Origin of the sequence: Shivajiella indica, assembly GCF_042683085.1 — a bacterium.
Lineage (GTDB): Bacteria > Bacteroidota > Bacteroidia > Cytophagales > Cyclobacteriaceae > Shivajiella > Shivajiella indica.
In genome coordinates, this window is sequence record NZ_JBHUIV010000010.1 from 881,137 (window position 1) to 893,484 (window position 12,348).

At 39.8% G+C, this 12,348-nt stretch carries 12 protein-coding genes; 5 read left to right on the plus strand and 7 right to left on the minus strand.

The window, feature by feature from the left end:
- Nucleotides 1-13: 13 nt before the first annotated feature.
- A complete protein-coding gene (locus tag ACFSKV_RS07145; RefSeq protein ID WP_380801256.1) occupies nt 14-1,216 on the plus strand; it encodes a BamA/TamA family outer membrane protein in 1,203 nt (400 codons plus the stop codon).
- A 396-nt stretch (nt 1,217-1,612) separates the two neighbouring features.
- Here ACFSKV_RS07145 and ACFSKV_RS07150 read toward each other — a convergent pair whose 3' ends face one another.
- Nucleotides 1,613-2,956, minus strand: a complete 1,344-nt coding sequence (locus ACFSKV_RS07150; RefSeq protein ID WP_380801257.1) for a DUF6515 family protein — start codon at nt 2,954-2,956, stop codon at nt 1,613-1,615.
- A 6-nt stretch (nt 2,957-2,962) separates the two neighbouring features.
- The gene (locus ACFSKV_RS07155) at nt 2,963-3,706 is read right to left on the minus strand and encodes a DUF2092 domain-containing protein (RefSeq protein ID WP_380801258.1); all 744 of its coding nucleotides are present in this window, start codon (nt 3,704-3,706) and stop codon (nt 2,963-2,965) included.
- Between the two features lie 409 nt (nt 3,707-4,115).
- On the opposite strand from ACFSKV_RS07155, the gene ACFSKV_RS07160 reads away from it, so the two are divergent.
- Genes ACFSKV_RS07160 through ACFSKV_RS07170 form a run of 3 tightly spaced genes read left to right on the plus strand, consistent with a single transcriptional unit; the run spans nt 4,116 to nt 5,874 of the window.
- Nucleotides 4,116-4,763 (plus strand): DUF4136 domain-containing protein, encoded by a 648-nt coding sequence (locus tag ACFSKV_RS07160; RefSeq protein ID WP_380801259.1) that lies wholly within the window; start codon nt 4,116-4,118, stop codon nt 4,761-4,763.
- Nucleotides 4,764-4,766: 3 nt separating this feature from the next.
- On the plus strand, nt 4,767-5,375 hold the full coding sequence (locus ACFSKV_RS07165) for a hypothetical protein (protein ID WP_380801260.1): 609 nt from the start codon (nt 4,767-4,769) through the stop codon (nt 5,373-5,375).
- 37 nt (nt 5,376-5,412) lie between these two features.
- Nucleotides 5,413-5,874, plus strand: a complete 462-nt coding sequence (locus ACFSKV_RS07170; RefSeq protein WP_380801261.1) for a hypothetical protein — start codon at nt 5,413-5,415, stop codon at nt 5,872-5,874.
- A gap of 60 nt (nt 5,875-5,934) precedes the next feature.
- Here ACFSKV_RS07170 and ACFSKV_RS07175 read toward each other — a convergent pair whose 3' ends face one another.
- The 5 genes from ACFSKV_RS07175 to ACFSKV_RS07195 all read right to left on the minus strand — a co-directional run bounded on the left by ACFSKV_RS07175 (nt 5,935) and on the right by ACFSKV_RS07195 (nt 10,586).
- Complete coding sequence (locus tag ACFSKV_RS07175; RefSeq protein ID WP_380801262.1) at nt 5,935-7,230, minus strand: TRAP transporter large permease; 1,296 nt, start codon at nt 7,228-7,230, stop codon at nt 5,935-5,937.
- A gap of 4 nt (nt 7,231-7,234) precedes the next feature.
- Nucleotides 7,235-7,717: a TRAP transporter small permease gene (locus ACFSKV_RS07180; RefSeq protein WP_380801263.1), complete on the minus strand. Its 483-nt coding sequence runs from the start codon at nt 7,715-7,717 to the stop codon at nt 7,235-7,237.
- A 58-nt stretch (nt 7,718-7,775) separates the two neighbouring features.
- Complete coding sequence (locus ACFSKV_RS07185) at nt 7,776-8,789, minus strand: TRAP transporter substrate-binding protein (protein ID WP_380801264.1); 1,014 nt, start codon at nt 8,787-8,789, stop codon at nt 7,776-7,778.
- Nucleotides 8,786-9,448: a beta/alpha barrel domain-containing protein gene (locus ACFSKV_RS07190; protein WP_380801265.1), complete on the minus strand. Its 663-nt coding sequence runs from the start codon at nt 9,446-9,448 to the stop codon at nt 8,786-8,788. Before ACFSKV_RS07190 ends, ACFSKV_RS07185 begins: the two co-directional genes overlap by 4 nt.
- 142 nt (nt 9,449-9,590) lie before the next feature.
- Nucleotides 9,591-10,586 (minus strand): PfkB family carbohydrate kinase, encoded by a 996-nt coding sequence (locus ACFSKV_RS07195; protein WP_380801266.1) that lies wholly within the window; start codon nt 10,584-10,586, stop codon nt 9,591-9,593.
- Nucleotides 10,587-10,700: 114 nt separating this feature from the next.
- Here ACFSKV_RS07195 and ACFSKV_RS07200 point away from each other — a divergent pair, with 114 nt between their 5' ends.
- The gene (locus ACFSKV_RS07200) at nt 10,701-12,344 is read left to right on the plus strand and encodes a UxaA family hydrolase (protein ID WP_380801267.1); all 1,644 of its coding nucleotides are present in this window, start codon (nt 10,701-10,703) and stop codon (nt 12,342-12,344) included.
- Nucleotides 12,345-12,348 lie beyond the last annotated feature (4 nt).

A 12,348-nucleotide genomic window follows, 5' to 3' on the forward strand; every position in this document is an offset into this window, starting at 1 on the left:
TACAGAACAGTACATGAAATATAGCATTCTACTTTCCTTAGCCTTGATTTTAATCATGTCAATTAATGTTCGGGCACAGGACAGCCTAATTTATAAACCCAATAAAATCAATAGTTTCAAATGGGTTCCATTACCTGCAGTCGGTTCTAACCCTGCTAATGGCTGGATGTTCGGATTGGCACCATCAGCCACCTGGTATATGGGTAATCCATTGGATACCAAAATGTCCAATTTAGTGGGGAATTTTTTATACACCACAAAACAACAATGGATTTTCAGTTCCAGAAGTAATGTTTTTTTGGACAAAAATTCCTTGATTTTGGTGGGTGACTGGAGGTACTTCATCACCTCCCAGCCTACCTTTGGTTTGGGTAGCGGAGCCCCCAATGAATTGGGGGAAGATCCGAATTTACCGGGAGTTTTTCAGGGAGAACAACAAATGGATTTTAGTTTGATCCGTTTTTATGAAACCGTATTGAAACGCGTCGGCACTTCGAATTTCTATTTGGGCATGGGTTATCATTTTGACCTACATTCAAAAATCGAAAATTTCATCGATGAGAAAACCCCTCCCACTTTGGAATTCGCCCATGATTACTATAATCGCACTTTAGGTTTTGATACCGATAGGTATATCTTGTCTGGAATAACTTTGAATGCCGTCCTGGAAAACAGGGATGTAGCTGTTTCTCCATATGAGAAAAATTTCGCATTGGTGTCTTATAAAATCAATCCTACAATTTTAGGTTCGGATCAAAACTCCAGTACTATTTTATTGGATTATAGGCACTATTTTAATTTGAGTCAGATCAGAAAAAGGCATCTTATCGCTCTTTGGGGTTTAGGCAATTTTCTTGTTTCCGGCAACCTTCCTTATATGAACCTACCTTCGATTGGCTGGGATATGTTCGGCAGATCAGGAAGGGCCTATGCGCAGGGAAGATTCAGGGGGGAAAGTATGGTTTATTCGGAAGCTGAATACCGGTTCCCTTTGCAGAAAAACAAAGAAACTTTTGGAGGCACCGTTTTTGTCAATGCGGCAAGTTTCAGCAGCAGGACAGTCAATGAAAAGCTTTTTGAAACCATCAACCCTGGATACGGAGTGGGATTCAGGGTAATGATCAACAAACAAAACCGGACTACCATTACAGCCGATTATGGTTGGGGACAGAAAGGGAATTCCGGATTCTACCTCAATGTGAATGAAACTTTTTGATAGGAAGTCGGATGTGGGATGTAGGATGAAGGGATGTGGGATGTGGGGTCGGATAGCGGATGTCGAAAGGCGGAAGTTGGAGTGAGATGAAAAATTAACAAAAGTTATATAACCACGTAATGCCTTCCTGACGGAAGGCAGGGTTGAACAATTTAAATCGTGTCAAATAATTTCAGGAGGTAAAATGGTAATCGCTATATAAATAGATAATTGCCCATGCCTGGGGCTGACAAGTTCGGCGATATATTTAGAGCTAAGTTCAGATACGATTCTTAATTGGAAAGGAGTCAAGTAATTTCAGGACTTGACTCCTTTCCATTTTGAAGTTTGGAATTTTTGATTTTGGTAATTTGGTAATTGGTAATTTGGTAATTGGTAATTGGAAATTATCCTTGATCATTGATCCAACTCTTCTTCCTCAATGTACACCACCTCATACATATTCCTTCCATTGACCTGTACAGGCATATAATAGGTATCGCCGTATCTCAAGAGGATTACATCACCCATTTTCACTTCTTCTCCCCCTTCCGGAAGATTTTGTACCAGTGCCCCGGCTGTTGGTGGAACTACGGTATAACCTTTTTCAGATTTTTCATAATAAGTTCCCCCCCAGAAATAGTTGACAGTCCCGTCATCCAAAATGACTTTTTCATAATTCTCAGGAATTGCACTAACCTCCACTCCTACAGGGCCGGGAACCACTACAAATCCCTCATCATCTTTTTGATAAAATACCCCATTATCATAGAAAAATTCATTGACAACATTAGTAACGTTGGTCACATTCGTGACGTTGGTTTCGTTAGTTACATTGGTCACATTGGTTACGTTGACCACTTGGGCAGTGAGTGGTAAAGTAGCCATCGGGAATCCCCAGGGATGCCACCAAGGTCCCCAGAAGAAGGGTCTGAAGGTAAACCAAAAGAAGGGATGGGCAGACCAGACCATCCATCCTCCCCACATCATAGGCGGACGCATCATCATCGGTGACATCACATTAACGCGGACTACGGTATTTCTTCGGGCATTGATATTGATGTTGTTATTGTTTCCAATGTTAATATTATTTCCACCAGGTCTATTTCCACCAGGCCGGTTGCCTACAGAACCACCGCCACCTGGTCTGTTCCCGTTACCCACTCCGGGATTTCTTCCTGAATCCGGCCTATTATTTGGTCTCTGGTTAGAAGCACTTCCGGTATTGGAATCCCCTCTTCTATTGGAGTTCCCCCTATTTGCTGAGGCCGAACCAGCTTGTTCTCTAGAAGCAGTTCCAGGTCTGGCAACATTTGGATTGTTCGTATCTCTGTTCTGCCTGGTATCATTGATGGATCTGTTTTGATTCGAAGGACTTGTGGCGGTCCGGCGGTCCGAAGACCTTTGGGCACCTCCATTTATTGAACTCCCAGATGACGGGGTTTGAGGTCTTGCAGCAGGAGAATTTGATCGGTTTGGAGGAGAAGACATCCCTCCTCTTGAACCTTGTGGATTTCCACTTCTTTGTGGCGAACCCATTCCACCTGGGGAAGCCGCCCCGGTTCTAGGCGGAGCGCTGGATCTGGAAGGAGAGGACATGGAACCTGCACCTGCTCTTGAGGGGGATGACATGGCACCTCCTCTTGCAGCCCCACTACCATGGTTCATCCTTTGGGATAAGACCAATTCAGGATTGAATACCAACATCATAAAGAGTATCCATACCAATAAACTTTGGATAAATGATCGGTTCTTTTTCATGATTTTTTAATTGGCTTTGGATTTTGGTACAATGGTCAATCTTTTTGCACTTTCAGGTACCACAAAATCAAAAATTGATTCCGGTAAATAGGGATTTATCATCCATTCAGAAAAAATTCCTTCATATTGAAGCGTATAATTTTCAGACTTCTCAAGGATTACAAAACGATGGGGTAAAGTAAAAGTATCATTCCTTAACCAAAGCTGTAAATGCTGCTCAGGTCCTACAGCAATGATATGGTGACAGTCCACTCCATCAACATTTACCAGCCCAAGGTAGTGTATGGTATCACTGTGGTCTATAAGATCATCCGTAAAAGTGGGATAAAAGAAATCAGCTGCCGGGAAATCAACTCCATATTCAGCATTGACCATGTCTATAGTTTCAATAATATTATCAGGAGTTTCTATAAATCCATAATGATTATAAGTGAGAGAATAATACATCATGATATCCCCATTATACCAATAGAAATGGTTATTGGTAGGTGCATTGGTTTGGATATGCATTTTATCAGGACCTACAAATTGAATTTGATGCTTGAAAAACTCTTTGACCAATCCCACTTCGGGCAAAACTTTGTCGGAAGAGGCATTCAGTTTAAAACTGCATGAATTTAATTCCCCAATAACCTCACTCATCCTGTCGAGCAAAACGACTGCTCTATTATCGAAATGAGATGACTCCTGGGCATAAAGCGAAATAGCTACCAGAAAAGACAGCAACCCTAAAATCAAAAACTTTCTCATATTGTGTTTAAATCTTGTACTTTTTAAAAGAAAATACCCAAAGAGAATTCATTAGGCAGTCTTTCAAAGATATCTAAATATTGAATCATGTTTGGAAAAAATCATTACAATATAATGATTATTTTGCCAACTTTAAGCCAAAAAATACAAAAACATCTGCTAATTCTGAATTTTTTAGCTGACGGGAAAATTTCAATAGTTGCCAATTGTTTCAAATAATATAAATTGCAGCGCATTTCAAAAGCTACAAAAATTATCTCTCCAAATTGATTTGGTCTGTCTTAAAAATCTGGGTAAATGAAATGAAAAAATTTAAGACGGAAGCGTCCATAAATATTATTGAACTATTTATACCTTTATATACATAATTGGCTTCTAATCCCAATTAATGGATTTTAATTAAATTAAAATGAAAGTATTCAGCTTTATTATTTGGTCATTTTTTGTTTTGACTACCTTTAGTTCATGCCTTCCTGAAAGTGGAGCAGCAGATGAAATTGGAGATCTGGATGTAGTATATACCAACCACAATTCAAGTTTCAACTTTGGTTCAGGAACAACCTATGCTATTCCCACAAATGTGATTATTGTGACCGCTGACCCCATCACACCTGGTGTAAGGCCCCCAACTTTGGATTTTATTGTCGCTGACCAAATTTTAGCAGCTATCCGTAATAATATGAATGCAAGGGGATTTACTCAGGTAAATATACAGGCCAACCCGGATTTTATCATTTTGCCGTCAGCAACAGAGGAAGGCAGGGAAATTATTTATAATTATGGGTCCCAGTTTTGGACCTGGTGGTACCCGGAATTTGGGGCCGGTTTGATCTTTCAATATCCGAATTTTGACCCACAGGCCATTCAAGGTGTGGATACCGGATCCTTATTGTTGCAATTTATTGATAATAGAAACAGAACTCCAAACACTCCTGTTTCAGTGCATTGGATAAGCGTTGTAAATCTGGCATTGAGCGGGTCCCAAACGGATAATTCAAACAGGGCAACCCGAGGTGTCAACCAGTCATTTATTCAATCGCCTTACATTCAAAAGTAATCTATGAAAACCTACATATATCTATTGACTTTTTCATTGGTCACTTTTCTTGGTTTAAATGAGTCTTTAGGACAGGGAAATCTGATCATGATCAATTATGCCCCTACCTTACCTTTGGGGAATACGGCAGATTTCACTTCTAATTTCACTGGCCGGGGAGGGAACTTCGAATTCTATTGGATGCGGTCAAACCAATTAGGAATCGGTGTAGAAATAGGAAGTGTTTCTTTCAAAGATAAGATACCGGACAGAACCTTCTCTTCCGGAACGGTTACAATTACCGGAACACAATTCAGAGGTCAGGCATCTACTCCTATTCTTGTTTCTGCCATGTATATTTTAACTGATAAGGGAAAGCTCAAACCTTATGTTTCTATTGGTGCAGGCATCATGCAAAATACCCAAAGGATTGATTTGGGAATTTTTGTACAGCAGGTGTCAAGCCGGCATTTTGCCTTCAAACCTGAACTCGGAGCTATTTACCAAATCAGCGATTATGTAGGCATAAAACTGTCCGGAAAATATTACCAAAGTGTGGGTAATAACACCATAGATAGCCAATCCATGCTGGGAATCAACCTTGGTTTCGTTATGATAAACTTCAACAATTAAACTAAATATCCTCCACAAAACTTAAATTATCTAAAAAATGAAAACAAAAGTACTTATCCTGTTCCTTTTTATGAGTATGCCTGTTTTGGTGAATGCTCAGGCTATTGATGATGAAATCAAACTGATCCAAACTGCATTTGGTATGGAAAAACGTGCCATGATTGAAGAATACATGGGTCTCCCCAGTACTTCTCCTTTCTGGCCAGCTTATGAGAACTATGAAAAAGAAAGAAGGGCTTTGATGAAAGAAAGAATTATGATCATCAATGAATACCTTGAGAAATTTGATGGACTTACTGATGCTGACGCTGATGCCATTGCACTTAAAGCCATCAAAAACAACACAAGTTTAAATGCACTTCAAAGCAAACACTACAAAAACATGAAAAAGGTGATTTCAGCCACTGAAGCTGCAAAATTCCTCCAAATTGAAAACTATATTCAGAGCACTATTCTTTTGGCAATTTCTGAAAGCTTACCTTTCCTAGGAGAAAAATAAAAATTCCTCAATTATAGTTGAAAAACCTGCTCAGTTTTCTGCGGCAGGTTTTTTTATTTTTCATAAACCAAACATCCTTGGCAGCCACAAGGTCAAACCGGGCCAAAGGGTGACCACGATAAGACCCAAAATCATAGCAATGAAGAAAGGAACCAAAGGTTTGACTGCTCTTTGAATGCTGATTCCGGCCACTTGTACTCCTAAAAAAAGAACAGATCCTACCGGTGGAGTACATAATCCAATACATAAATTCAGAATCATGATGATTCCGAAATGCACGGGATCTACCCCTAAAGCAGTGACTATCGGGAGAAATATCGGGGTGAAGATCAAAACTGCGGGTGTCATATCCATGAATATCCCGACAAATAATAACAAAAGGTTGATGATAATCAGGATTACGAAAATATTATCACTTAGGGATAACAACGTAGCACTGATGGATTGCGGGATATCCTCACTGGACATAACCCATGACATACTCATGGAAGTGGCAATCAAAAGCATCACAACAGCTGTCGTTTCTGAAGATTTTAGTAATATACCCGGGATTTCTTTCCATTTTAACTCTTTGTAGTAAAATGAAAGTAGCAGTGTGTAAATCACTGCTATGGCAGAAGCCTCAGTGGCAGTAAAAATACCCCCGACAATCCCACCTATCACGATGAACAAAAGCATTAAAGAAGGAAATGCCCTCAAGGATTTTGAAATCAGTTCTTTGGTTGAAGTCCTTTCACCTTCCGGTAGTTTATGTTTTTTGATAAAAATTGCTGCAGTCAGCATTAAAATCAAACCAATGAACAGACCGGGAAGATACCCGGCAATAAATAATGCCGCAATGGAAACTCCACCGGAGGCCAAAGAATACACAATCAGAATATTCGAAGGTGGAATGATCAGGCCAGTGGTAGAAGAGGTAATGTTCACAGCTGCCCCCAATCCTTTGGGATAACCTTCTTTCTCCATTCTTTTTCCTAGAATGCCACCAATGGCAGAAACAGCCGCAGCTGCTGAACCTGCAATGGCTCCAAAAAGCATGGCTGCAATGATATTGACATATAACAGTCCTCCTGGAAGTTTTCCTGTTATCGCTTTTGCCAGTTCAATCAATCGATTGGCAATCCCACCCTTGTTCATAATTTCACCTGCAAGAACGAAAAAAGGAATGGCCAATAAGGCAAAACTGTCTAATGAAGTGCCCATCCTTTGGGCAATAGTGGTAGCAGAAGGCATAGCGGCAACAGTCACCATCAAAGTGATCAGACTGGAAATGCCCAAACTCCAGGCTACAGGAACCCCAATACCCATTAAAGTGATAAATGACAATACCAGAATAATGATGCTTAAATATTCCATTGGATCAGGAGTTAGACTGCTTAAGGTGCTGCGAAATCTGGAAAAGCTGATAGTATATAACCAAAAGCCCAGAGAGGGGAATGATGGTATAGATATAGGCCAAAGGAATCTGCAGAGTGGCCGATTTCTGCTCAAGAATGTAAGTGATATAAACCAGATTAATTCCGCCCAAGACCATAGCAATCAGTGCAAATAATAAAACCAATATATTGATCAGGATCAGAAGTTTCATTTTGGGCTTTCCGCTGAGTTTATTCGGAAGAATATCTATGGCTAAATGTTTATTTTGACCCGCAACATAAGCTGCCCCCAACATGCCCAACCATATCAACATATACCTGGACAATTCATCAGTAAAAGAACTTGGATTTTGAACCACATAGCGGGAAATTACCTGCCAGGTCACATTCAGTACCATTAATCCCATCAATAAGCTCAATGAGAATGCGATGATTCTGTCTAGGTTTATTTTTACTTTTTGGACCATATAGGTTTGATTTTAAATGATTTACAGGATTTTCAACTGAAAAATAGAACAATCACAATTATTCAGTATTCCTGATTTTCTCAATGATAGTATATAATTCCGGTTGGTTGATCCTATAACTTTCATACATACTTTCAACTGACTCCCTGAATCCTGATTGATCAGGATAGGTAATTGTTACGCCTGCTTTTTGCAGTTCCCTAAGTGATTCTTCAACTGAAGCTTCCCAAAGCTTGTATTGAAATACTGCAGATTCATCGGCAGCTTCCTGCAACCATTGCTTTTCCTTTTCATCAAGTGTATTCCATACTTTAGTACTGACAATAAGGACATCAGGAACAGCAGTATGTTCATTGATAGAATAATATTTACAAACCTCATAATGTCTGGAAGTGAATAAACTTGGGGGATTGTTTTCCGCCCCATCTACAATTCCCTGTTGCAGGGCGGTATATAGTTCACCATAAGCCACGGGTGTTGGAGAACCTCCAAAACCCTTTACCATATTCATGGCTGTATTGCTTTCCATAACACGGATTTTCAAACCTCTAAGGTCCTCAGGGGAATCCACAGGTTTGTTTTTGGTATAAAAGCTTCTTTTTCCCGCATCATAATAACAAAGACCCCTTAGCCAATACTTCTCACTTGCGAGTAATAATTGCTTTCCTATCTCACCTTTTAACACCCTTTCTCTATGCGCATCATCTCTGAAAAGGTAGGGCAAGGACAAAACCTGGACCATCGGGGCAAAACTTTCTAAAGTTGCAGAAGAAACTTTTGTCATCCCCAAACTCCCGATCTGAAGTAATTCGACCAACTCCCTTTCCGTACCCAATTGTTGGTTTGGATAGATCTTAACCTGCATTTGCCCCTTTGACTTTTCTTCGACCAGACTGGCCATCATTTCCATGGCCTCATGAACGGGATGCTTAACTCCCAATCCATGCCCCAGCTTGATTACCCTCACTCCCCCAGGTCCATTGCATGAAAAGGAAAAAAACAATAGCACCATCAAAAAGTAAAATATTCCAGTTTGCTGATTTAAGGGTTTAAAGAAAAAATATTTTTTCATTTTTTTAGGCTTTGAATCAGGTTCAAAACTTCTTTTATCCTCAGGGAAAGGCTTTCAAAATCACCACTTTCAATCGCTTTTTTATCAAAAAGTTGAGAGCCCATACCCACACAGGTTACTCCGGCATCAAACCAACCTTTAAGATTGGAAATATTGGGTTCCACCCCGCCTGTTGGCATAAGTCGCATATCCGGAATTATCGCAAGTACAGATTTAATGAAGTTGGGCCCAAGTAAATTCCCAGGATATGCTTTGACCATAAGCGCTCCCAAAGTTTTGGCATTCCAAACTTCCGTAATGGTAGCGCATCCTGGGACAGAAAATATTCCACTCATGTGGCAGTATTGCATCACTTCATTGACCAGAGCAGGAGAAACAATAAAATCTGCCCCTGCCATATGGAATCTCTGTGCATCCTTCTTTGTGAAGACGGTTCCAATGCCAAGTAAAAGGTCAGGATATTTCTCAGAATAGAGTTTCAGTTCTTTAAAAACCTCAAAGGCATTGGACTCTCGATTGGTAAATTCAAAAACACGGACTCCTGCTTGATAGGAAACATCCAAAACTTTCTTCGCAACATGAATATCCTTATGGTTGAAAACAGGGATCATTCCTGTTTCAGTCATTTTGTCAATTATTTTTTGATAGATTGTGGTCATAGGTTTTTAACGTATTCGATAGGTTTGATAAGAAATTTTAAATCTTTTAATCGAAATAAAAATCTGTTGGCCGAAAAGGAAAGCATTTGATCATTAGCTTTTGTCCTATATTCTTTTCCTTGGTTCTTATTTTTTGACTTTTTTACCTGAGCAGTTTTCCTACATTTTCCCCCTTCATCAGGGTTAAAACTTCATCGACGCTTGCCAAATTGGCATCTCCGGGAATACTATGTTTAAGTACGGAAGCAGCAGTTGCAAATTCCAAAGCAGTTTGGTCATCATAATGAAGGAGACCGTATACCAAACCAGCAAGAAAAGCATCACCTCCACCTATCCTATCCACTATATTTGGCATGTCATAAGTTGTTGATTTGAGAATTTCTTTACCATTCCAAAGATGTCCACGAAGTTTGTTATGGGAGGCTGAAATGGATTCTCTTTTGGTCTTGGTGATATATTTTATTTGTGGGAAATCCTTTTGAGCCTGCCTGCAGGCATCTTCATAATCATCTTCAACAATATCCATACAGTTTTCAAAATCAGAGGAGCCAGCAACCAGGACATGAGAATACCGGATAAGTTCAGGCATAACTTCCAAAGGTCCTTTGCCATATTGCCATAGATTCCTCCTGTAATTGATATCAGCACTGACTATAATACCCTTATCTTGCGCAGCCTTTAAAGCATCCAAAGTTAGATCTGCGGCTTTTTGGGAAAGTGCAGGAGTGATACCGGTCCAATGAAACCAGTCAACCCCATCAAAAACCATATCCCAGTCAAGTAATTTGCCGTCAAAAGCTGCAAAAGCTGAATCATATCTGTCATACACTATTTTTGAGGCCCGTTGCATAGCCGAGTCTTCCAAAAAATATAAACCCAATCGTCCCTCCTGGAATTGAATAAAATCGGTATTAACCCCGAATTTTCTTAAATAGGCGGTTGCTGCATATCCAAGGTCATTGGAAGGAAAAGCAGTAACATGGATAGATTCACAGCCAAATTGAGCCAATGAAATGGCCACATTGGCTTCAGCCCCACCATATACAATGTCAAATCCACTTGCTTGAGAGAATCTTTCTTTATTTTTGGTACTGAGACGCATCATGACATCCCCGAGCGTTACAATTTTTTTATTCATTTGCCAAAATTTATTTAATCCTGAAAATAAACACTTAAATTTTCATTTCAAGAAAAGTTGGCTATACTTTATCTAAACGTTTTCAGATTTTTGCTGTCAATAATGATCTAAAGCATGAAAAAAACCATCCAAATACATGAAAAAGACAATGTACTTGTCGCTTTGTCCCATCTTTCAAAAGGAGAAACAATCATTCATGATAATGTAGAAATAAATTTAAAACAGGAGGTTCCTGCAAAACATAAGTTTACTGTTAAAGCTTTAATGAAAGGGGATTTGATCATCATGTATGGAAATGTGGTAGGAAAGGCTAAAATACCTTTACCGGAAGGTTCCATCATTACTACCCAAAATACTTCCCATCAAACCAGTTCATTTGGAAAGAAAAAAAGTGATATTAATTGGAAAGCACCGCTAATAGAGAAATATCGCAATCAAACATTCTTGGGCTTTCATAGACAAGATGGTCAGGTAGGTACGGCTAATTATTGGTTGGTAATCCCTCTCGTTTTTTGTGAAAACAGGAATGTTGAAGTGATCAAACAGGCTTTTGAAGAAGAATTAGGCTTTGCTAAAAGCAATCCTTATAAATCCCTCGTCAAACAAATGAAGGCCATGTATACAGAAGGAAAAATGGACGAATTCGATCGCTTGGGTTTTGAACAAGGTTCAATTACTACTTCAGATAAATTTTTTAAAAATATTGATGGGATAAAATTTTTAACCCATCAGGGAGGATGCGGAGGTACCCGTCAGGACTCAGAAAGCCTTTGCGCACTGCTTGCTGGATATATCCATAATCCCAATGTGGCGGGGGCCACTGTTTTGAGCTTGGGATGCCAAAATGCCCAATCGCAGATATTGGAACAAAAGTTGAAAAAGCTAAACCCTACCTTTTCAAAACCACTGATTATCTTGGAACAGCAAAAAGAAGGAACAGAACAGCAATTGCTTTCAGAAGCTATTAAAAAAACATTTTTGGGAATGATTGAGGCCGATAAAATGGTAAGAAAGCCAGCTGGATTGGATAAATTGACCGTTGGGCTGGAATGTGGTGGTTCTGATGGATTTTCAGGAATATCTGCCAATCCTGCTGTTGGACACGCATCAGACCTAATTGTAGCATTGGGAGGGAAAACCATCCTTTCTGAATTTCCCGAATTATGCGGAGTTGAACAGGAGTTGATTGATCGATGTGTGGAGGAAAAAACTGCAGAGAGATTCAGTCAGTTGATGCAGGCCTATTCAAAGGCTGCAGAGGCTGTGGGATCTGGTTTTGATATGAATCCTTCTCCTGGTAACATTAAGGATGGCTTGATCACAGACGCTATGAAATCTGCTGGTGCTGCTAAAAAGGGTGGAACCTCCCCTATTACCGATGTATTGGATTACACAGAATATGCTGTCCGTTCAGGTTTAAACCTCTTATGTACACCTGGGAATGATGTGGAAAGCACTACTGCGATGGCAGCCTCAGGAGCTAATATTATGCTTTTCACCACTGGACTGGGCACCCCGACAGGCAATCCTATTTCTCCTGTCATTAAAATTTCATCTAATACAACCCTTGCCAAACGCATGCCCGATATCATTGATATTGATGCAGGAGGAATCATTTCGGGAGAAAAGACCATTTCAGAAGTTGGAGAAGAAATTCTCGACTATATCATCCTTGTCGCTTCCGGAAAAGTAAAAACAAAGGCGGTGATGTTGGACCAGGATGATTTTATTCCTTGGAAGAGAGGCGTGTCTTTATGAAAAT

Bases quoted from the DNA above. Each gene is read 5' to 3' on its own strand.
- ACFSKV_RS07150 (WP_380801257.1), bottom strand. From the start codon at position 2,956: ATGAAAAAGAACCGATCATTTATCCAAAGTTTATTGGTATGGATACTC.
- ACFSKV_RS07145 (WP_380801256.1), top strand. From the start codon at position 14: ATGAAATATAGCATTCTACTTTCCTTAGCCTTGATTTTAATCATGTCA.
- ACFSKV_RS07170 (WP_380801261.1), top strand. From the start codon at position 5,413: ATGAAAACAAAAGTACTTATCCTGTTCCTTTTTATGAGTATGCCTGTT.
- ACFSKV_RS07165 (WP_380801260.1), top strand. From the start codon at position 4,767: ATGAAAACCTACATATATCTATTGACTTTTTCATTGGTCACTTTTCTT.
- ACFSKV_RS07155 (WP_380801258.1), bottom strand. From the start codon at position 3,706: ATGAGAAAGTTTTTGATTTTAGGGTTGCTGTCTTTTCTGGTAGCTATT.
- ACFSKV_RS07190 (WP_380801265.1), bottom strand. From the start codon at position 9,448: ATGACCACAATCTATCAAAAAATAATTGACAAAATGACTGAAACAGGA.
- ACFSKV_RS07195 (WP_380801266.1), bottom strand. From the start codon at position 10,586: ATGAATAAAAAAATTGTAACGCTCGGGGATGTCATGATGCGTCTCAGT.
- ACFSKV_RS07200 (WP_380801267.1), top strand. From the start codon at position 10,701: ATGAAAAAAACCATCCAAATACATGAAAAAGACAATGTACTTGTCGCT.
- ACFSKV_RS07175 (WP_380801262.1), bottom strand. From the start codon at position 7,230: ATGGAATATTTAAGCATCATTATTCTGGTATTGTCATTTATCACTTTA.
- ACFSKV_RS07160 (WP_380801259.1), top strand. From the start codon at position 4,116: ATGAAAGTATTCAGCTTTATTATTTGGTCATTTTTTGTTTTGACTACC.
- ACFSKV_RS07180 (WP_380801263.1), bottom strand. From the start codon at position 7,717: ATGGTCCAAAAAGTAAAAATAAACCTAGACAGAATCATCGCATTCTCA.
- ACFSKV_RS07185 (WP_380801264.1), bottom strand. From the start codon at position 8,789: ATGAAAAAATATTTTTTCTTTAAACCCTTAAATCAGCAAACTGGAATA.